Source organism: Paenibacillus agaridevorans, from assembly GCF_003112455.1.
GTDB classification, from domain to species: domain Bacteria; phylum Bacillota; class Bacilli; order Paenibacillales; family Paenibacillaceae; genus Pristimantibacillus; species Pristimantibacillus agaridevorans.
Genome location: NZ_BDQX01000231.1, coordinates 34,902 through 55,887 on the forward strand (window position 1 = coordinate 34,902; position 20,986 = coordinate 55,887).

The window sequence follows — 20,986 nt, forward strand, 5'->3', positions numbered from 1 at the left end:
GAAGCGGCAGCGGCAAAGGGTAAAGGAAAAGCTGCTGTGAAGGATGATGCAGATGGACAGGCAGACGGTAAATGATTGGATCGTCGACAACATGCTTGACTCGGAGGCTTGGCTCCGTGCTGGAGAGCAGAAGCAATCTGTCGCTGTAAAGCAGGCAGAACGCAAATTAGCTCTCTGGTACCCGGAGTACGAGCTTGTAGTCGCAGTTGTCACATACCAGGCGCTCTGGGAACTGCAAGGCGTCGACCCGGCGTTGAAGTATCAGAAGCACAACGTCAAGACCGTTACCGACAACGGCGAATCGGTCAGCTACAAGGACGGTGAGCGCGATGTGGTCGCTCCGGATGTGCGAGCGTTGCTGGGGCCGACTGCTGACGAACTGGCCGAGCAGGAAGCCGAGGAGGCTTTGCGGCTGCAGTACGGCGGTGCTTTAATATGAGTTTGTTCGGGTACCCGGCGACTGTTTCGCATCATCATTCCGAACTCGACGATTGGGGGCGTCCGCTGCCGCCAGTTGTGGCGGAACGGGCGGCCAAGGTCGTTGAGGAGCAGCGGCTGATCCGGAATGCCCGCGGCGAGGAAGTCCAGATTGCATATACGGTTCATATCGAAGGGGCTGTCCCGATCGGCTTCGACGACTATTTTCTGTACATCGATCAGATGGGTGCAGAGATCCGCGTCGACGTCGCGCATTACGAGATCCGGAAGTTCCTCGGCACCGACGAAGTAAAGAAGGTGATCGTGTATGGCAAAGGGAAGCGGCTTTAGTTTCAGTCTCGACGGTCTGGAAGCCATGGTTCAGGGGCTCGACAGTTTGGTCGATGACATCGATCGTCGGTTAGAAGAGACGCTTACCCGTCTTGCACTAAAGGCAATTCATGATGCCAAGCGTCTAGCCCCTTTAGATGAAGGTGATTTGGAGGCAGCTCTGGTTGTCGGTGAGGTCAAGCAAATGATCGGCATGACATATATCGATTTCGGCACCAGTCCTGAAGTCGACCATTACGCTGTTGCACAGCACGAGGGTTTCCGCGTCACATCTAAGGGCACGCTGGTCGTGTTTGAACCAGGCGAGAAGACGCTCTCCAAAGGACCATACAACAGCGAGATGCCCGGCAAAAAGTTTCTGGAGCGCGCCCTGAAGATGAACGAGAAGCAGATTATTGAGGAATTATCGAAGATATTGGAGGGATGATCCATGCTGTCAGAGGACTTGATTAATTTCCTAGCCTTATCGGGCTTCAACACTTACCCAGACGAGGGTTTCATCCCTCCGGATCTCCCGGAAGACAAGTTGCCAGCTTTATTCGTTTTCGGTACCGGCGGTTATGCGCCGCACGATTACATTCCGCGCGACAGTCCGACATTCCAGGTCATCATCAAGGGGAAATCGTACAAGGCGGACCCGGCCAACAAAGCGGCAGCCGAAGCAGAAGCCAAAAGCTTGATTGACTTTTTGCATCGCCGCACCAACTATGAGGCAGGCTCCGCATATGTTTGGTCGAGCAGAGCAGTTCAGTCCAATCCGATCCCGTTGGGGCTCGACGACAAGGACAGACCCATGTATTCGACCAATTTTGTATTTCAGACGAGAGGAGCATGATGAATGAGTGACGTAGAAAAAATCTATTCCGGTCCCGGGATCTTTATTTGGGGCATCGATGAGGATGGTGACGAGGAGGCGGATGCAGTCACCATCGACCTGACGCAAGGCGGCATCACCTTTACGACAACGACGACTTACTATGAACCAACGACGGATCAGACCGGTACCGCGCCGGTGAAATCGGTCTCGACGGGCACTACTGGATCAGTTAACTTTGAGACGCCGGATATGGACTTTGAGAAAGTCCTTATGTACAATCCTAATGCTTCGAAAGTCACTGATGGTACGACGCCAACAAAAGTGAAGTATCATGTGACTGGTCTTGCTGGTAAAGAGCTTCCGCGAAAACGCGCGGTCATCATGCCGCAAGGCATCACGGATCCGGACCAGTACATTTATATTGAGAGCGTCGGCATCAAATTCGATATGAATGCGGCTTATGTGCTTGACAACAACCGCAGACTGACGATCTCGGCAATGGCTTACCCGAGCCTCTCGGCTATACCGAAAGGACTGCTCTACACCTGGGGCGACATCACTGCAACGGCATAGTTTAATGATTTTCAGGAGGGGGCTTCGGCTCCCTTTTTTTCGTATTTATTAAATCCCATAGGGGGAATAATCATGTTTCCTTTTTTTAAGAAAGACCGCGTTGAGATCGGCCGCAAGCAAGTGGAGATCCCGAAGCTAACCCGCGCTCGCCTGAAGAAGCTGACCGAGCACATCGGCACGATCGGCGAGTATCTCGTCAAGCTCTTCCTGACCCCCGAAAATGACCGGGCGGTCTTCATCGTGGCGGCCGCCGACGTTGCCATAGATGAGATTTACGAATTAACCGCATTGCTGAGCGATTTGCCGATCGAGTACCTGGACGAACAAGCGAGCTTGGCCGAATGCACCGAATTTCTGAAGCTGACCTGGGAGAAGAACGACATTAACGCCGCCTTGGGAAACGTAAGCGGCCTGATTCCGCCGATGGCGCAGCAGTTCGTTCAGAGCATACTGGCCAGAATGGAACAGGCCAAAGGATAACGTGGGACGAGTTTGTTCTCCGCTGCAGCATCGTTTTGGCCAAGACCCAGTATGAAATCGAGCATGAGTACGCTTGGATTGATTTGCCGGAGCTCCTTGAGCTCAGCGGTGAGCAGCGAGCTCGAGATATGTTGGAGAGTATTGAGGTTTCTGCATTCCCACATATGTCCGACTCGCAAACTCGGGAGGCAATCCTTCAGCGGCACCGTGACCGGCTGCCAAAGCCTCCACCTACGCCGCCGAAGTCTGCACAGGAACAATACGAAGCGCTTCGAGCGCGCATGATGGGCAGGTGAAATTATGACTATACAAATCGGTGAGCTTCGAGCGCGGCTTACTGCCGAATCGGCGCAGATGAAGCAAGAAGTGCAGGCTGTGAAGAAGGGCATCGCCGATCTGGGCGAAGAGGGCAAGAAGACCTCCAAGTCCTTTACGGATCTGAACACGACAATGGCGAAGGTTGCTGCCAATACGAACCACCTGAAGGCGATCGAGCAGCAACTCAAGAAGATCGACCCGGCCAAGATGGAGCAGGGGCTCGCCGCCGTCGTTGCAGAACTGCAGAAGATGGGCGCGGAGAAAAAGCAGATTGAGGCACTGGAGCAAGCGTTGGCTGAGATGTCGCAGCAGGCGCAGGCGGCAGATACCCGCGTCGGGCAACTCGAAGAGGAATTGAAACAACTAGGAAGCCGGCGACCGGAAATTGATAAGGTTAATGAGGGGCTGAAGGATACGGACGGTGCCGCTGACAGGGCTGGTAAAGGTATTCAGGGGCTTGCCGCCGGTATCGCAGGACTTGGAGCTGGTGCAGCGCTTGCGAAGTTAGTCAGCACAGTGCAAACGTTGGCCAGCGAGGCGAATCAACTAGCGAGTTCCTACCGCGGGCTGTCGGTTGTAGCTGACAAGTTCAACGTCGACACGGAGCAAGCAGTTGATTTGGCGGACAAACTTGCCGATCGATGGGGATTGAACAAGGGCATGCTGGCCGACACGGTCAAAACCTATACGACCATGAATCTATCTCTCGAAGATACTGAACGAATCATCACCGCGACTGCGGATGCAGCAGCTTACAACCGGCAGTCTCATCTGTCCTGGGGAGAGGCGATTAAGCAAGTCGCTGAGGGCGTGAAGTCAGGCAACTCTAACCTGACTGACGCCGCCGGCATCACGACTAACCTATCCATCATGCAGGATCGCTACGCCAAGTCGATCGGGACGACGGCAGCAAAGCTGACCGAGGCTCAGAAGGTGCAAGCAGCGTATAATGGCATGCTGGAGGAAGGTGCTATATTTGCGGGTAACGCTGACGATGCTATGACCGGCTTTACTGGCACGCAGGCTTCGTTTCAATCAACTTTGCAAGAAGCTCGAGTCGAGTTAGGGGAAGCTTTTATTCCTGCTTTGGAACGGATTCTGGAATTGCTGACTCCGATAATCAAGGGATTCGCGACCTGGGCAGAGGGGAATAAGAACACGGTTGCTGGTTTGACGGCGGCAGCTGCCGCGGTTACCGCACTTATCGCTGTAGTCGGTGCGCTGGCAGTTGCATTCGTGGCACTCAATGCTGTAATGGGTCCAATCGGATGGACTATTCTGGCCATAGGTTCATTGATTGCAGGGGTAGGAGCTTACACGCTCGCATCCAATCAAGCCTCTGAAGCTGTTCGGACTTTTACCGCCAACCAAGAGCAGCTGAATAAAGCCCTCAGAGAGTCGCCCATTAATCTGAGCGCAAATGAATATAAAATGCTTCAGGGTAATATGGAGCAACTCAACGAGATCGTGGAGCGTCGGAACAAACTCGAAGAGGAATATAACAAGCGAATGTCCGATGCCCAGAATGGGCTCGGTTCCATTGAGAACACGCATGCCTTATTAGATGTGGCTGATGCCATTAAAGCGATCGACAAGGAACTTAAAGCTTTGGACTTCGATAACGTCGAAGAAGCCCGTTTCGCGCTTCGCGGGATGCAACAGGCTTCCGAACAGGCGCTTGGGGCTAAAGTCGCCTTAACTCGTGAGTCCATGCGCGAGAATATTGTTCTGGCCGATAACGTATCAGAACTCAAGGCTTTGTCTAACGAATACGAGACACTCAACTCCAGTGCAAAATTGACAGAGCAACAGAAGGCTCGCTTAGCCGAGGTGACAAAGCAGTTAAAGAAAGAATACCCTGACCTGATCGCCGAGCTGGACGAGGAAAATCGTTGGCATATCAAGAACAAAGATGCCCTTGACGGCTACATTACGGGGGAGGAAAACAGGGTCAATGCAGCGATAAAAGCTGCAAAAACGGTTATTCAAGTTGCGAAAACGGAGGCAGAAGAACGCGTTCGTCTCGCTCGCGAGTCGTTAGCGGAATTAGAGCGTCTGGAGGGAAAAGGAGATTCCGCCAAAGCGGCGCCATTTATATCCAGTGCGCTTGGTGGTTTTTTGGGAGCTCAGTCCGAGGCAGCTGTTGAAGGTGCCAAGAGGCGATTAGTCGATCAAATTAGTCAAGGCAACTACGACATCAATGAAGCATCGAAGCTACTGGATGACTTGACTATTGGAGTGGATGCTTTTCGACCGACTACATCGGGTAGTGCTACTGACGACTCAACGAGCTCCAAGGGTAAAGGAACGGCCAAGACAAAAGCTGAGCTCGAGCGCGAGGCTTACCAGGAGTCGTTGAAGCTCCTGGAGTACAAACGCAACATGGACCTGCTTACGGAGCAGCAGGAGGTTGATTCGCTTGAGCGACTCCGTAAGAAATATGATCATAACGCTGACATCCGAATGGAGCTTGAAGTCCGCATTCACCAGCTCAAGAAGCAGATGGCGGCCGATGAAGAGAAGCGTCTCGAGGAAGAAACTAAGAAGTCGGAGAAAGCTGCGCGGGAGCGCTTTGAACACTCGTCGAATTGGATCCTCCAGGAAGAGCGCCGGATGGTCCTGGCCGGCGAATCGGAGGAAGCGATCTCCAAGATGAAGATGGAAGCCTGGACTCGCGTCCGGAGTCGGTACACAAAGGACAGTGAGTACTATAAGCAAGCGGACACTCAACTCTATAACCTCCGAGTCGAGTTGATCCGGAAGACGGAGAAGGCTGAGCAGGAAGCGGCGCGGGAGCAGGAGACGTTGGCGAAGGATGCGGTCAAGCGCGCCATCGATGCGATCGACAAAGCCAAGCGTGCGGAACTCGATGCTCTGGATGAGCGCCGGAAGGCGATTCAAGCCTTTTACGATGACCAGGTCGAAGCCATCGATGACTCTGAACGGCTGAAAGAGCGGAATGAGCTCGTGGCTGAGATGGAGAAGTATCGCTTCGCAACATCTGAGCGCGGGCAGAAGACGTTCCTTGAACTTCAGGAGAAGCTCCGTTTGATGGATGTCGAGGATCAGAAGCGAAGTCTTGACGAACAACGAGAACAGGAACTTGAGGCATTAGACCAGCAGAAGCAGGACATTGAGGACTACTACGATGACTTGCGAGAAGCCACAAGCGACTTAACCAGTGACTTAACCGCGTTGTACAAGCTTGCGGATGACGAGCGCTTAAAGTCATTCATTCAGACAAACGAGTTAATCAAGCAGGAGATGGACAATCTGCAGCAGGCGCTTGCAGCTTCACAGGCAGCTTCTGCAGCTGCTGCATCTGGAGTTACGCAGTCGGTCATCGCTCAAATGCAGGCGAATAGTGCTGCATGGCACGCATCGGATGCCGCCGGTAAGCAACGATTGTCCGAAGACAACAAAGCACTCGGAGCCAGCATTGGGGCGACATTTAATAATACTGAAGGACGGTGGTATAAAGACGGCGTGCCGCTTTACCACAGTGGAGGGATTGCTGGCGAGATGAACTTCCGTTCCCCCTACGATCTGGCTCCTGATGAGATTACTGCTATTCTCAGGCGAGGAGAACCGGTATTGACGAAAGACCAAGTCACCAGCCTGGTCTCCTCTCAATCCGGCGGCGGCAGCAGCATCCACATAGAAAAGTTTATGGAGGTCAATGATCCAGTCTTTGAAGACGGCATTGACCTTCGTTCGTTTGGTCGTGATGCCGGCGGCGAGGCAGCCGAAATCCTTCGCAAGCAGCTTACGGGAGGTGGATAGCGTGATTGGATTCAAGTACCGAGGTAAACATTGTTCTGAATTTGGTGTGACGCTTCTTTCCTACACCGTTCACTCTCCGGAACTGCGGGAGTCGGAGGAAGAGGTATCCGGGCTGCCAGGTACAATCGACTACGGAACGGAGTGGGGAAAGCGCGGCATCGAGTTGCGGATTGACATAACACCTACGTCCGACGCCTTCAAACTCCAGCAATCAAAAATACTGAATTGGCTCAAACCTACATTGCCGGCCGGTCTGCTCGTCTTCGATGAGCTTCCCGATCGGTTTTTTTATGCGAAATTCACTGGCAGGTTGGGTACTGAGCAATTCGGATACTACGGAACATTCGAGTTTTCAATGAAGTGTACGGATCCCTTTGTTTATGGTCCTGAGCAAATCCTGGAGCAAACCATCACAGGTAATCCGGAGAGCATTTTTGTTGTGTCAGCCGGTACCGAACCGGCATATCCGGTCATCCGGCTGCAGAATGCCGGCATCAACATGATTAACGGATTTAGCTTGACCATCATATCAGAGGTTGAATGACCTCATCCAAGGAGGAATTTATCATGGGAGCAATGAGCAATTATTTGGAAGCGGCACTATTGAACGCAGTGTTTCGCAATACTGCGTATACGTCGCCAAGCACCGTTTATCTGGCTTTGTACACGAGCGATCCAACTGAAGCGGATACTGGCACCGAGGTTACGGGAGGGGCATATGTGAGGCAATCGGTAGCTTTTTCAGCTCCGACGCAGGTCAGCAATAAAGCGACGATATCCAATTCCGCCGATGTTACCTTCCCCGTTGCCACAGCAGCCTGGGGTACGGTGACGCATATCGGGCTGCGCAGCGCGGTCACAGGCGGGAATCTGCTCTATTACGGACCGGTGAGCAATGCGCGGTCTATTCTAGCCAATGATCAGCTCAAATTCTTGGCCGGGGAGCTTGTACTCGACCTCGATTAACAGGAGGTTGAGGCTGTATGTTTAACCAAGCCGGATTTAACCGCCAGCGATTCAACCGTTCAACCATTGCCGAGGTGTATCTCACGGCTTCATTGTCGGCAGTGAGTGATTTGAATGACGTGAAATATGTAAGGGTTATTACTTATGATGCTGCAATGTCGGCAGACACAACGCTCTTGGTGAAGTTGCTCAGAGTGACACCTTTTGAAGCGTCGTTATCAGGGGAAGCGACTTTTACTGCAGCGACTCAGCGAGTTATTGTTGCAAATGCTGAGTTGTCAGCACAAGCTAACTTATCAGCAGCAGTACGCGTCACTCGTATACTATCCGCATCGCTTGCTGCCGAATCGGCGATTGAAGGCGGTAGCTATGTCAGGCTTATCTCCAATCATAGCGAATTGTCGGCTGATTCCAGCTTGACTGGACAGTATCAACGATCGATGGTCAACGGATCCGCGCTGTCCGCAGATGCCACATTGATCGCAGCGGTTGAGCGATTGATCCGCTTAAGTATGAGCTTGACGGCCGATGCTGGTATAAGCGTGGCCTCTCGCATGACCAGACAAATGAGCGCATCCTTATCAGCTGAAGCAGATATGGCCAGCCGTTATTTACGTGCTATCGCGTCATCGTCGCTAGCTTCCGCCGAAGGGGAACTCACGGCAGCGCTGACGCGTTTGATTACTAATACGGCGCTTACTTCAGCCGAAAGCGACATATTCGCCGAGTTGGTTCGCGTCTTGCACAGTAATGCTGTACTGCCAGCTTCGGGGGAGTTGGCTGCGGAACTGGAGCGTAGCATCCACACTGACGCCGCGTTATCGTCCGATACGGGGCTTCATGCTGATACGGCTGTATTGTGGGGCGGAGCAGCAAAACTATCAGGCGTATCCGAGGTATCAGCTACAGCATTGCGTATCTTGGCTGGTACTGCCGGCATATCGGCAGTAACCTACTTGGACGCTAAGATGCAACGAACGATTCGATATCATGCGCATCTGTCAGCAACGTCGAATTTACGAGCCGTCGCCGGGAAGTACATGATCAGAAAGCTGATTTATTCCGGCGAATTTGCACCAGGCGATGAGATCCTGATCACCACGCAATACCGGCGATTTGCCAAAAACGGCGTTGATGTGCGTCATCAGATGTCTGGCGATTGGATCATGATCATGCCCGGCGAAAACGAAATCCAATACAGCGACACGGAAGCGCAGCGGACCATACCGGCACGCATAACGCACCGTGACCGCTTTGTATAGCAGGGGGTGGCCAGATGTTCAACCGCTCTGCTTTTAATCAAGTACGATTTAATCAGTCGCATGATCATAAGACGATGTCGGCAGAACTAGGTGCTAAGGCTGAACTATCGGCAACGGTGCAAGCGACTTTGTCTGCGGTGGCACATCTATCGGCCGAGAGCAGTCTGCGGCAACTCACGTATCTATCCGCAAATTTATCGGCCAGTGCTGGCATTACAGCTAAGCCCGGGCTAGTTGTATGGTCTCGCGCTGCGTTATCCGCAGAAGGAGAGGTTGCCGCTCGGGCATCAAAATGGCAGCGTCGAGAACTCATATTCACTGGCGCTTGGTTACCGGGACAAGTCATCCTAATTAATCACCGGGCATTGACGCTGCTCCTTGACGGACAAAACGCCCTGCCTCTAATGCAAGGGCAATTCGGAGATTTTGCATCCGGACTTAATGAGCTTGTTTACTCGGATGCAACGGGACTGAGAACAGTGCTATGCCAAATCATGTTTCAGCAGAAGCAATTGTAGGGGGCGATGACGATCAAGAGCGTAAATGAGGTATTGGCGTTGTATGTCGGCAGCGCCCGCGAGGCGTTTCTGCTGAACGCGAAGGAAGTGCTTGTCCGAGAAGTGCTGAATGGGGAGTTTTATGTTCAGTTCGCTTATCCATTCCAGGCGGACGATGCGGAGCGATATGGATTGCTGGTGGAAGGGAACGATGTTCAGTTTCCCGATGTTGTGGAACGGGGCCAGCGCTTTTGTATCCGGAACGTACAGGAAATCCGGCAGGGCCGAAAGATTTACAAGGTAGTAGAGGCGCATCACATTGCCTTTACCCTCGGCAATTATTTTCTCGACGGTTACATCGACTTCGCCGCCGCCAAGACGCTGGCCGAGATGTTGACGATGCTTGGAACGGACACACCGTTCTCTTTTGTAGTGGAGGGATCATTCCCGGCACAGGACATCTTCGAATGGGGAGAGAAGACGAAGTTCGAATTGCTGCAGGAGCTGCGCCAGCTCTACGGCGCGGAATTGTCCTTCGACAATTATGAGATTACGCTAACCACCCGCAAAGGCGGCAACTATGGCGCCCGCGTCGAGTATAGGCACAATATGCGAGGCATCAAGCGTAAGAGCCATGATATGGAGCGGATTACGCGGCTGTATGGGTATGGCAAAAACGGTCTGACTATTGAGGGACATGCTGGCCTAACGGTCAAGTATATCGATTCTCCGCATTTTGATCCGGCTAATCCCTTCATGGGCAAGGTCGATTTTCCTGACGTTGAAACGCAATCGCGGCTTTTGGAGGAGATGCAGAAGCATCTGGCCAAGTACGAGAATCCTTCCGTAACCTACGATGTGGACTTCGTTCAGATGGAGAAGGTAGACCGCGAGTTTCTGGATGAGCGGCTTCGTGAAGCTGGTGACACCGTAACTTGCTTTGACGAAGTGTTGGGCTATTCCTTCGATGCCCGAGCCAATGACTTCGATCGGTACCCGTTCGAAAAGAAATCAGGCCGAGCTAATCTGACCAACTTCCGTGAATTTAAAACGGCAGATTACATCTTTCAGGCGACAGTCGGTTCAAAGAAAGCCATTACTTACACATCAAAAAATGCTGTGCTGAAGGGTCAGAAGTACGACGACAGCATCACGCTTGTGGATGGATACGGAATGCGGGTCGCTGATGATCAAGACCGGACGATGGTACGGATCGGTCAGACAGCACCGGGAGAGTATGGACTTGCGTTATTTAACAAGTCAGGCGTCCGTACGATATGGCAAGATTCGGCGACGGGGAACGCGTATTTCAGCGGCACGTTGCAGGCGGCTAACGGCAGCTTTTCGGGATCGATTACGGCGACCTCCGGCACGATTGGCGGCTGGACGATTAGTAGCGGAAGCTTATCCGGGTCAGGCTCGATTGTCGGCGGGAGTATTATCGGGAGTAGCGTTATGGGGACGACGATAACTGGTGGTACGATTACGGGGACTACGGTTCAATCGGCTGCAAGCGGTGACTTTGTACGACTAACGAGTGGATTCGCTACCATAACGATTCACAACGATAGTAACCCACAAGCTAGTTTGCAGATACAAGGCGGATTGGCGGGCGGGCAAATCTGGAGTCCACGCGGCGGGCCGATCCAGCTTGGTATTTCTGGAAACACAATCAACGCTGTTGGCGGTATGAACTTTTATAATTACACAACGTTCAACGCCGGTGTTCACTTTGACTTAGCAGCCACGGTTACCGGACTTACAGTCGCTCATGTAACTGGACTTCAGACGCAACTTAATTCGCTGGACGCACGAATTACGGCGCTAGGAGGCTAGTCCGATAGTCTTACGATTCCGGCCGTTGTATAATGGTGGAAAACTATCGGAGGTATGCGCTATGAAAAAATTATCATATTTTATCGCAGGAACGCTTGTCGGCGCGGCTGTCATGACGGCCAGCTCTGCACTCGCTTCGGAGATTAAGCAACTTGTCGGCACGAAAGTCGGCAGTGTTTGGGAACTACACGTAAACGGTGAAGTAGTTGGCGAGGTGCCGATTATCAGCGGTAGCAGTTACGCACCTGTCCGTCAGATAGCGGAGATTGCCGGAATGGGCGTCGACTTCACGCAAGGAAAAGTGTTCCTCGAAACTAAGGAGGACGGTGAAGAAATGAGTGAACCAACGAGAGTAGACGTGATTGAATCGCGGTTACGGTACTTAGATGCCATTATCACAGGCGAGAAGAACGCTATATTCGGCTATGAGACGTTAATCAAACAAGAGAGTTCGCCGAAGAACGAGGTCGTGGCAATTTACCGCGAGAAGATTGCGGTTATCGAAGCTCGGATCGCTGAGTATGAAACCGAAATCGTCGATCTCGAAGCGGAACTCGCCGAAATCGAGAAAAATCCGCTATATACGCAATCCGGCACTTCAGGCAATAATCCGCTCCATGAATAACGATTGAATAATAATACGAAATGCCAACGAAGCCCGATCGGACTTAACTGTCTGATACGGGCTTTATATTTTAGGAGGAATCGCATTGGCTGTCATTAATCAGAAACTCATTATTGAGGCGGACCCGAACAGGCCAAAGGAAGAAATCGCGAACATAATTACCGGCTTCCTCCAACTCTGGCCGGGAAGCGAAGTGATGATCCTGAAAGCTGTACAGGCGGATATCGGTCAAGCGATTGAATTGTTTGAGAAGAAGGGAGAGGGACAGCGTGCAAACGATGTATTCGGGGATGGTCAACAGTCCAGTCACGGAGCTGGCGGCGGGGATCACGGCGGCGCAGACGTCCATAACCGTCCTTAACGGTGCCGTGCTGCCAGCCGCGCCGAACCTCGCCGTTATCGGTCAGGGGGAGCTAGCGGAGACGATCCTTTACACCGGGAAGTCCGGCAACAACCTAACCGGGATTACTCGTGGGCTACAGGGAGATGCTCGTGCCTGGACGGCTGGCATCAGCATTGCCCGTAACTTTACAGAGGCCGACTACGCGGCATTAGTTGCAAATATTAACGAACTGGACACTTCAAAGGCAGGCACTGCGATAGCGACAACATCAGCCAATGGGCTTATGGCATCAGCCGACAAGCAGCTCAGCGCTAACCGCAATGGGTACGGTACAACCGCAGGAACAGGGGCGGCTTACACGGTCACTCTATCGCCTGCGCCAACACTGGTTGCGGGCCTGACATTTCGGGTCAAGTTGCACACGACAAACACGTCTACCGCACCGACGATTAATGTAAATGGACTTGGGGCGAGGACGATCGTTCGACCACCGGGCTCTGTTCCGGTAGGGCTGCTTAAAACGGCTGTTTATACACTTACTTATGACGGCACAAATTTTTTCTTGCAGGGTGAAGGGGGTGAGTATGGAACAGCGGTAGCGGCAGAAGTGTTGGCGGGTAAGACGATCGGGACCGATGCGGGAATCGTAACAGGTACGATGCCTAATAGATCAGGGACACAAGTGTCAAATACAGGTTTAGGAGCACATGTTGCTGGACAATTGGACGTTTACCCCGCTAGTGGATATTATGACGGGGTTTCAGCCGTCTCTCGGGTTACAGATGCAGACTTTATTGCGGCAAACGTACGCAGCGGCGTGAACTTATTCGGGTTGCTTGGTACGTTAATTGAAGGGAAAAGATGGGCGAGCACGTCGGTTATGTCCAGTACATCCTATCTTCCGTTTACGATGTCGTCAGGGTCGAGCGGGAGCAGCATTTACGTACAAGTCGCACAATCACTAGGTTTTACACCGTCCATGGTCATCATCGAATACGGTTCTTCTGGACTATCCGTGTTTAACCGCTCAAAAGTGAATTATGAAATCGTATCGCTCAATCGTGCAGGAACGCAACTGGGAAATTACCGTCTAACCGGAAACGCTTATTGCGACGACACCGGATTTAGATTGCCCGTCCAGTGGGATGGAAGAGAGCATACATGGATAGCTATTGAATAGGAGGTCTATCATGAATTACATCCCAAGGAGACTATATTATTTATTAGCGACGGGGAAAATTATCGTTGATACTGGCGAGGCACGAGGGGAAACTTTAACACAGACTACAGTTGAACAAGATTTAGCCTCATACATTGCACTTGCTGAGCGTGTGCCTGAAACTATCGGCATGATCCAACTTGAATACGGTCAATACGCAGAGGACTTTGCACAGTGTAACGGGTATCAAGTGGACCCTGACACAGAGCAAGTCCTTTTTAGTTATCCCAATCCGTCAGAGCCAGAGGTACCGCCAGTCTATCGGCCACCGTTAAGTGTAGAGGTCGACCAGTTGCGCACGCAGCTCGCTCTTGTACAGACGGCACTCGACGATCTTATACTCGGAGGTGCGTTGTAATGGCGGCATATATGGCACAACGGATTATTGATGGCGTTTATTCGTATGGGTATGTGATTGACCGCCGTCCCGATCTTAAAGAAGGTATCGACACATATTTAACCGATAATGGTCATGCAAATTTGATTGAGGGCTCCGAATAAGCAGGGCCTATTTTAATGGGGAGGTCGACGGATGACGCAAGAGCAGACGATTAACGACATAGCGGTAAAGGTCGGTCGCCTAGAGGTTATGCAAGACGCTAGCACAAAGGCAATAGGGGATATGGCGGCAAGCGTTAATAAGCTTGTCGACAAGCTCGATGCATCAGACGATGTTGCCAAGGATGCGGATCAGCGGGCGCGGTCAGCACATAAGAGGCTGGACAAAATGGAGGACAACCAGCGTTGGCTATGGCGTACAATTTCTGGAACAGTGATCGCGGCTATTGTCGCTTTTGTCCTGGCTGGTGGACTTAAATTATAAAAATGGAGGGATTTCAATGACAAAGAAATGGATTAAGGCTGCAACCGTAAGAGCGGTTAAAACCGCAGCTCAAACGGCAATTGGAGCAATTGGAGCTGCTTCGGTATTTAACCAAGTGGATTGGGTGACGGTAGGCGGTACGGTGCTACTTGCAACAATAGCAAGCTTTTTTACAAGTGTGGCCGGTCTACCGGAGGTTACAGACGATGATAAAAACGTCCAAGGTTAACGGCGTCAATGTCGCCTGCGTCATCGCTGATCCGCGCAAGGATGACATCGCGGCTGCGGTAGGGCTGGGCAAGACGGTCAAAGAGTTAGGGCAGGCGGCGGGGGCTACGGTCGCCGCCAACTTTAATTATGCCGATACAAGCAACGGAGTACCGATTGGGCGTGTTATCGAGGGCGGCAAAACGGTAATCGGCGACATCGCCAAGACGGTGCCGCGTGACGAGCTCTACATGCTGGACGGGGCTTTGCACATCGGTAAGGCTCCTGCAGGTGCAGCGTGGGCGCTCCAAGGATCTCCGCCGCTTCTACGGGATGGCAAAAACGTCATTGATGAGGGGATTAAACGGGACCAACTCGGTGTGGACATATGGCAGGGCAGCGCTTATCGCCTTGCGGCCGGCAAGACAGCAGCGGGCAATCTTGTCGTCGTTCGCACGCTTGATAAGGTTACGCTCGACGCGCTGGCCGGTGTTATGGCGGCGTTGGGGTGCAAAGACGCACTCAACGGCGACGGAGGCGGCAGCGCCTACCTGTGGCCGTCAGATAATGGATGGGGTCGCAAGATGGGCGCGGCTCTTTTAATCAAGGAGGGACAAGGCAATATGAGCAAACTTATTGGAGACAGCAAACCGGAGTTAGTGATGGATCCAGGACACGGCGGCACCGATCCGGGCGCAAGTGGCAACGGCATCGTCGAAAAACAAATGACGCTCGACATCTCTCTTTATCAGTACAACAGATTCCGCGAGCTTGGCGTCAAAGTATCGTTGACTCGGGACAGTGATATTTCGCTCGACTCGACACTACGATCCAGCCTGGTCAAAGGTAGTGGGGCAAAATACTGCATTAGTAATCACATTAACGCAGCTCCGTCAGCATCGGCATCTGGCGCAGAGATCATCCATAGCCTATTCAACGACGGTAAGCTTGCCAAGACAATTGCTGAGGCTTTGCGGTTAGTAGGACAGACGCTCAGACCGACGGCAACATACAGCCGTAAAAACGACTCTGGCGGTGACTATTATTACATGCACCGTTTGACCGGCACTGTAACAACGCTGATTGTGGAGTATGGATTCTGCTCCAATGCTGCCGATGCCACCCGCCTCAAAGCCAACTGGCAAGCGTATGCGGAGAGTGTAGTCAAAGCGTACTGCGAGTTTACCGCCCGTAAGTACACGCCGCCAGCAACGTCGACGCCGGAGCCAGAGCAGCCCGTCAAACCTGTCGATGACATCACCGGCCATTGGGCAGAGGTGGCAATAAGAGAGGCGCAGGCAGCTGGGCTGATGAGCGGATTCCCGGATGGTAGTTGGCGACCTGACGAACCAGTGACGCGGGCGCAACTGGCGGCGGTGTTGTCGAGGTTGAAATAAGGATTGCACAGCAAAAAACCCACATTCCTAATGGACTGTGGGTTTACACTATGATTGGATTAATTGTGCCTCAGGCTCAGGTAGAATATTGGGATACTCATCCCACGTTCGTCCATCGAGTTCTCTTCCGTGACGATGCTTTTGAACACCGCCCCATTGTTTAAAGAAGAAAGCAACGTTTTGCTCGATACATTGATCTCTAATGTTTCTAACCCAACTCTCTTCCATAGGACGAGCTTTAGGTCCGCTCTCTCCACCTACAATAACCCAATGGATTCCTGTTAAATCTAAGTTGTTTAATGGTCCAATTAAAGGTTCAATTGATAAGAATCTAACGTGAGCTGGAACAGCGCGTAAGGATTCAATTCGGTGAACGACTCGTTGATCCTCTACACTTACACCTTGCCATACATTTACTGGCCAAGGAAGTTGTTGTGATAATTCAAGTAACCGATCGGATCTTTTGGTAAGCACCTGAAAAGTATGCCAGTTTGCTTCCACCATTGTATCAAAGACAGACTGTATAAATTGCTGCGGGATCTCCTTATGGAAAAGGTCCGACATAGAGTTAACGAATATCGTTCGCGGTTTTTTCCATTTTAGGGGGAGACCAATTAAATCGGGATGTAAAGTTACTTTGAATTCGTTCTCATATCGCTTATTGCCCATTGCATGAAGTCGTTTAGCCATTTGAGCAGCATAACAATTTCTACAACCCTCAGATAATTTTGTGCAACCAGTCACGGGATTCCAAGTAGCCTCTGTCCACTCAATGCTTGACAATGTAGCCATGACATCCCTCCTTTGAAGCAAGTATAACACATTTTGTAAATAGGAACAAATGTTCTTATTCGAAATTTATATATACGTCTTTAAATCCTGATTTCCGTTTACTTCCATCTATTTTTTCAACATGGATCTTTTTGTGCTTTTCTAAATGTTTTAACGCGCCTGTTAATAATTTCCCTTCTGGATATACAGTGGATACAATTGTAAATTCCTCAACTTCGTTTTTGGTCACATTTTCTTTACCTGAGAAAAAGACTTCAATTTGACCGGCCAATCGCTCAATATGCTGCTGCTCTTGTTCTTCTTTAAAAAATAAAAATTCAATTTGGTCTGATTCTTGTTTATCGTCATATAAGTAGGAACCTGTATTGTCGACTCCCCACATTGCTTTTTTCATTGTACTCAATCCTACAATATTTTTGGTGGCAAAAAAGAGTACAAGTTTGGTTCGGCCCTTCTTTTTAATTTCGAACGAGATTACATGTTTTGCGTTTGCTTCATTATAAAGTTGCCCGGCGTAATAACTTACAATAACTTGTTTACGAGTATTAGGGTCACCAGTTTCGTCTATCATAGCTTTTAATTCCTCTAGATCTGTTACACCAAATTGATCACTAATATGTTGCTGAATAGACTTGTTTGTATGTTTTATAAAACGATTTGTTTCTTCGTAAATGAAATTCAGAAAAATTTCTGCGAATCTGTTCTTCATATATTTTTTTATTAGGTCAAAAGGGGTTTGACTAAAACCAAAAGGATCAATAAAACAAAAACTAGGGATAAGTGAAGGAACATCTTTAAGAATTTTACCAAGGACGTCTTTAAAGTCATCATTAAAGCAGGCAATGTTGATTGTGGGGTAGTCATCACTTGCGAAAAATGCACCGTCTTTGAATTTTTTAGGATCAGTAAGGTTAACTGTATCTATAACATTCTTTTTTAATAATTTATAGTTCTCAGTTGAGCCCTCTATAAATATTAAAAAGATGTTTGGTGGAGCCCAGCCCAGCTCTATAAATTGATTATAACAATCGATAGCACATTTAAGTAGAATTATTGGTGAACCGTCAGAACCATCATCATAGACACCTTGTCCAGCAAAACCATCAATTACAAGACACTTACCACCGAACGCTTTTGTTCCTAGCACTATCTTTCGCATCCACGGTATAACATAGCTATTTAGGATTTGTAACTTTGCGTCACTGTGTTTCTGAAGTTCAGAAAAGAATTCAGTAGCATTTGACATGTAAATACTTCCCTTCAATTTAAATTTAGTCATCAAGTACTTCTCATGTTGTTTCCATGACTGTATAATTTTCGAAAATCAGAGTAGATAGGAGTAATTTTACAACAAGTGTAGAGAAATGGCGATATGTGGAAGTAGGTGATTCAAAAGTTTTATCAGAACGAATGTGAATATAGTTCATATTGACTAGAGGCCTATTCCAAATTCGCTATAATAGGAGGGCCATAAGATCGTTGTCCAGGCGAAACTTTACTCGAAGAATGTTGGATTAAAGGCTGTTCAAGAGATCAGAACTGCCATGGATCATTACGGGGCAACATCGGCCTGGGTTGTATCGAACAGAGATTACACAGAACAAGCCTATACGCTGGCCAAATCAAACGGTGTGCGATTAGTTAACCGTGAGCAGCTTATTGAGATGATACTGGCGGTTAATCCGGCACAGTCTGTGAGCAAGCCAGTTTCTGCAGTAGACAAGAAGCCGCCAGTTGTGCCGGTAGCTGCTACGATAGAGGAACCTGACGATCTCGAGTGCCCCAAATGTGGCTACCTACTGGTTAAGCGAAAAGGAAAGCGCGGCGAGTTTTATGGCTGCTCAAATTTTCCGAAATGTAGACATACTTTGTCTACATAGCTCTAAACTGCAATAAAGAAAATGTTCAAAATGAAATTAAAAGACGCTCATGATTGATGAAATCGGAGGCCTTATGAAAAAATGAATGCGAATAAATACTTAAATAAGTGCGTCCTTGTCACTCTTTATGACGGCAGTAAGCATCAAGGGGTTTTTAAATTGTCAGGCGTTGAATTCACGACCCATAGAGTGTATTACGAGGTGCATGGTGGGGGAGAGGTTTTTCATCTACCGGCGGAAGAAATTGAGAGTATTAGGTTAGTTACAATGAATTAGAACGTCCCAAAAAGTATTGGACTGAAAAATAAAGTATTAGACTAACGCCGCTTGATTAAGCCTAACGGGCAGGATAGATTAGGTTCAGAAAAATTTGGACACGGATTATGGACAGAGCTCGAAACTTTCCAACATCTAGGCGGTATACATGTATAGTGGGATATTTTGAACAATTAAAGGAGAGTGGACATCATCAAGAAATTTATACTCGGGTTAATTTGCGGGATAGGGATTATTACCTTCACAGCAGCAGCCGTGTCGGAGGAGGTCAGGGCTAAGTTAACGCCTGTATACGTCAATTTTCATATGGGAGGCGATGAGCACTCACTCAGCTCCGATGATACCAAGATTCTGAATTACAAAGGTCATTTGTTTGTGCCGTTGCGCTCCTTCGCGAATGAGATCGGCGGATCCGTCTACTATACAGCTCCAGTCGGCAGTGATAGAGCGCAAGTGGATATTTATTACGAGGATGATCGGGATGTGACGCTTAAGGATAAAGAGGGGTATGTTCGGCTGGGCAACCTGGGCGTCAAGTTTGCACTGAATGATGATATACCGGTGATAGAAGGCTCGATCAAAATCGATAAGACTATACCAAAAGACAAGGATGTAGTGATTTCAATATTAGACAGCAAAGGTAAAACATTAGGCGTGAGCAGCGCTATAGAGCCTTACCAGCCAAGTCACGTACCTCTTTCGCAGCTAAAGCAAGGTGATACGATCAACTTCAGAACTAATTTCCCTTATATGGAAACACCTGAGAGTTATACACTGAAAGTTGAGTTAGTGAAAAAAACGGATTGGTTCTATGTTCAAGGCGGTGTCGTGGCCGTATGGGGCGCAGGAGGTTTCTATGGTTTCCCGTTGAATCCCGCTATTTATGGCACTAATACCAATCATAAATTAGGGGATCCTACTCCTATTTCCGTCACGCTGATCAACCTTAGCGATGATGATAACGTTGTGACGACCAAGCCTGTCAGTTTTGAAGTCGAGATAAGCGACAGCACAGGAAAACTCATACGCACGCTCACAACCAAACCATTTATGGGAGAAGTCCAGTGGAAAAAAGGGATGATGCGGACAACAATCGTGTGGGATCAAAAGGACAGCTCCGGTAAGAAGATTGCTAAAGGTGAATATAACGTCAAAATTTTGTCGAACGAGACCGAAGGTTACATGAAGAGTAATCCGGATAACATCGTCAAGTTCGGGCTAGAAAATTCCATGCAGGCAGGTATTCCACTATATATTACATAGGCCCATGAAGCTACTACACTCCAGTTTCAGGAGTGTGGTAGCTTCTTTAATCGAGATTCATTTAAAACAAGTGATGTAAACATCTACAATGAAGGAGATGTAAGAAAGCTCTATTAGATTTTTTGAATGATTACTTTCGAGGCAATGAAGCTAAATTTGTGTCCGATGTCAAATCGTTAACGAGACGATTCATTAAGCCTAACGGAGAACGTTAGTTTAACAAAACGTCCCAGCCTAGTTCAGCTGCTGCAGCACTCAGGTCACTGATGGGAGCGCGATCAATTTTTGAGTTTTTACTAATTATGTAAGCCCACGAACCTATGCGGTTGGTGGGCTTTTTTGAGTTATGAGACTATTTCCTTTACCTTCTTTTTCTTCCCCTTCTTCACTTGCTCGACATTACCCGACTGATCAAGACTCGCCTGAAGGGCTGCCATGAGGTCAAGGACATTGGCGCGTGGCGCCGGAACGTCGACAACGTCCACGCTTTTGCCTGACATTTTTTGTTCGATCGCTTTTGTCACAGCAACCCGATAATCGTCTTGGTACTGGCTAGGAGCAAAAGGTTCGCTTAGTTGATCGATGAGCATCTGCGCGATTTGAAGTTCCTTTTTATCGACGATGACATGTTCGGGCAGATTAGGCACATTCGATATGGGGCGGATTTCGTCTGGGAAATGCATCGTCTCCATACATAAGCAATTGTCGATTACTCTTACAGCTGCGAGCCGACTTGTACTGCGTATGGTGATTTTGGCTATGGCGATTTTACCGGACGCCCGGATCGCCTCAAGTAGTAGATTGTAAGCGTTGGAACCGGCCATGTCAGGCGATAGGTAGTAAGCCTTGTCAAAATAAACC

The 20,986-nt window shown here is 49.6% G+C and carries 25 protein-coding genes; 22 read left to right on the forward strand and 3 right to left on the reverse strand.

The features are described from left to right. Positions 1–52 precede the first annotated feature (52 nt). From PAT3040_RS20760 to PAT3040_RS20855, 20 genes are all read left to right on the forward strand, one after another. Positions 53–439, forward strand: coding sequence for a hypothetical protein (locus PAT3040_RS20760; protein WP_108994238.1), 387 nt, complete (start codon positions 53–55; stop codon positions 437–439). Beyond that, on the forward strand, positions 436–768 hold the full coding sequence (locus PAT3040_RS20765) for a hypothetical protein (RefSeq protein ID WP_108994239.1): 333 nt from the start codon (positions 436–438) through the stop codon (positions 766–768). Before PAT3040_RS20760 ends, PAT3040_RS20765 begins: the two co-directional genes overlap by 4 nt. Continuing rightward, on the forward strand, positions 746–1,195 hold the full coding sequence (locus tag PAT3040_RS20770) for an HK97-gp10 family putative phage morphogenesis protein (protein WP_108994240.1): 450 nt from the start codon (positions 746–748) through the stop codon (positions 1,193–1,195). The genes PAT3040_RS20765 and PAT3040_RS20770 overlap by 23 nt, the downstream gene beginning before the upstream one ends. A gap of 3 nt (positions 1,196–1,198) precedes the next feature. Beyond that, entirely contained in the window at positions 1,199–1,603 is a 405-nt protein-coding gene (locus PAT3040_RS20775; protein WP_108994241.1) for a minor capsid protein, read from the forward strand. A gap of 3 nt (positions 1,604–1,606) precedes the next feature. Next, a complete protein-coding gene (locus PAT3040_RS20780) occupies positions 1,607–2,158 on the forward strand; it encodes a hypothetical protein (protein ID WP_108994242.1) in 552 nt (183 codons plus the stop codon). A 72-nt stretch (positions 2,159–2,230) separates the two neighbouring features. Beyond that, positions 2,231–2,638 carry a hypothetical protein gene (locus tag PAT3040_RS20785; RefSeq protein ID WP_108994243.1) on the forward strand — a complete coding sequence of 136 codons (408 nt, stop codon included), beginning with the start codon at positions 2,231–2,233 and terminating at the stop codon, positions 2,636–2,638. 300 nt (positions 2,639–2,938) lie between these two features. Beyond that, on the forward strand, positions 2,939–6,739 hold the full coding sequence (locus tag PAT3040_RS20795) for a phage tail tape measure protein (protein ID WP_108994245.1): 3,801 nt from the start codon (positions 2,939–2,941) through the stop codon (positions 6,737–6,739). 1 nt (position 6,740) lies between these two features. Further along, the gene (locus tag PAT3040_RS20800) at positions 6,741–7,283 is read left to right on the forward strand and encodes a distal tail protein Dit (RefSeq protein WP_181376754.1); all 543 of its coding nucleotides are present in this window, start codon (positions 6,741–6,743) and stop codon (positions 7,281–7,283) included. 23 nt (positions 7,284–7,306) lie between these two features. Then, positions 7,307–7,705 (forward strand): phage tail fiber protein, encoded by a 399-nt coding sequence (locus PAT3040_RS20805; protein WP_258235083.1) that lies wholly within the window; start codon positions 7,307–7,309, stop codon positions 7,703–7,705. 17 nt (positions 7,706–7,722) lie between these two features. Further along, a complete protein-coding gene (locus PAT3040_RS20810; protein ID WP_108994248.1) occupies positions 7,723–8,967 on the forward strand; it encodes a phage distal tail protein in 1,245 nt (414 codons plus the stop codon). Between the two features lie 14 nt (positions 8,968–8,981). Then, positions 8,982–9,485, forward strand: coding sequence for a hypothetical protein (locus PAT3040_RS20815; protein ID WP_108994249.1), 504 nt, complete (start codon positions 8,982–8,984; stop codon positions 9,483–9,485). A gap of 6 nt (positions 9,486–9,491) precedes the next feature. Further along, a complete protein-coding gene (locus PAT3040_RS20820) occupies positions 9,492–11,300 on the forward strand; it encodes a phage tail protein (protein ID WP_108994250.1) in 1,809 nt (602 codons plus the stop codon). A gap of 61 nt (positions 11,301–11,361) precedes the next feature. Continuing rightward, complete coding sequence (locus tag PAT3040_RS20825; RefSeq protein WP_108994251.1) at positions 11,362–11,925, forward strand: hypothetical protein; 564 nt, start codon at positions 11,362–11,364, stop codon at positions 11,923–11,925. A gap of 85 nt (positions 11,926–12,010) precedes the next feature. Continuing rightward, positions 12,011–12,286 carry a hypothetical protein gene (locus PAT3040_RS20830; RefSeq protein WP_108994252.1) on the forward strand — a complete coding sequence of 92 codons (276 nt, stop codon included), beginning with the start codon at positions 12,011–12,013 and terminating at the stop codon, positions 12,284–12,286. Then, positions 12,195–13,448 carry a hypothetical protein gene (locus tag PAT3040_RS20835; RefSeq protein ID WP_146200496.1) on the forward strand — a complete coding sequence of 418 codons (1,254 nt, stop codon included), beginning with the start codon at positions 12,195–12,197 and terminating at the stop codon, positions 13,446–13,448. The genes PAT3040_RS20830 and PAT3040_RS20835 overlap by 92 nt, the downstream gene beginning before the upstream one ends. A gap of 10 nt (positions 13,449–13,458) precedes the next feature. Beyond that, positions 13,459–13,845 (forward strand): hypothetical protein, encoded by a 387-nt coding sequence (locus PAT3040_RS20840; protein ID WP_108994254.1) that lies wholly within the window; start codon positions 13,459–13,461, stop codon positions 13,843–13,845. After that, on the forward strand, positions 13,845–13,988 hold the full coding sequence (locus PAT3040_RS37285; RefSeq protein WP_181376755.1) for a hypothetical protein: 144 nt from the start codon (positions 13,845–13,847) through the stop codon (positions 13,986–13,988). The genes PAT3040_RS20840 and PAT3040_RS37285 overlap by 1 nt, the downstream gene beginning before the upstream one ends. A 31-nt stretch (positions 13,989–14,019) precedes the next feature. After that, positions 14,020–14,310, forward strand: a complete 291-nt coding sequence (locus tag PAT3040_RS20845; RefSeq protein WP_258235084.1) for a hemolysin XhlA family protein — start codon at positions 14,020–14,022, stop codon at positions 14,308–14,310. Between the two features lie 16 nt (positions 14,311–14,326). After that, positions 14,327–14,539 carry a holin gene (locus tag PAT3040_RS20850; protein WP_108994255.1) on the forward strand — a complete coding sequence of 71 codons (213 nt, stop codon included), beginning with the start codon at positions 14,327–14,329 and terminating at the stop codon, positions 14,537–14,539. Then, entirely contained in the window at positions 14,517–15,914 is a 1,398-nt protein-coding gene (locus PAT3040_RS20855; protein ID WP_108994256.1) for an N-acetylmuramoyl-L-alanine amidase, read from the forward strand. Before PAT3040_RS20850 ends, PAT3040_RS20855 begins: the two co-directional genes overlap by 23 nt. A 48-nt stretch (positions 15,915–15,962) precedes the next feature. On the opposite strand, the gene PAT3040_RS20860 is transcribed toward PAT3040_RS20855, so the two are convergent. Further along, positions 15,963–16,706 (reverse strand): DUF5131 family protein, encoded by a 744-nt coding sequence (locus PAT3040_RS20860; protein WP_108994257.1) that lies wholly within the window; start codon positions 16,704–16,706, stop codon positions 15,963–15,965. A gap of 55 nt (positions 16,707–16,761) precedes the next feature. Continuing rightward, the gene (gene tcmP / locus PAT3040_RS20865) at positions 16,762–17,985 is read right to left on the reverse strand and encodes a three-Cys-motif partner protein TcmP (RefSeq protein WP_108994258.1); all 1,224 of its coding nucleotides are present in this window, start codon (positions 17,983–17,985) and stop codon (positions 16,762–16,764) included. A gap of 196 nt (positions 17,986–18,181) precedes the next feature. Here tcmP and PAT3040_RS20870 point away from each other — a divergent pair, with 196 nt between their 5' ends. Together PAT3040_RS20870 and PAT3040_RS20880 are read left to right on the forward strand one after the other, a co-directional pair. Beyond that, complete coding sequence (locus tag PAT3040_RS20870; RefSeq protein WP_258235086.1) at positions 18,182–18,586, forward strand: restriction endonuclease; 405 nt, start codon at positions 18,182–18,184, stop codon at positions 18,584–18,586. Positions 18,587–19,045: 459 nt separating this feature from the next. Then, on the forward strand, positions 19,046–20,125 hold the full coding sequence (locus PAT3040_RS20880) for a T9SS type B sorting domain-containing protein (RefSeq protein ID WP_108994260.1): 1,080 nt from the start codon (positions 19,046–19,048) through the stop codon (positions 20,123–20,125). 344 nt (positions 20,126–20,469) lie between these two features. Here the strand turns inward: PAT3040_RS20880 and ku are convergent. Beyond that, the coding region (gene ku / locus PAT3040_RS20885; protein WP_305778784.1) for a non-homologous end joining protein Ku at positions 20,470–20,986 on the reverse strand (517 nt) is incomplete at its 5' end.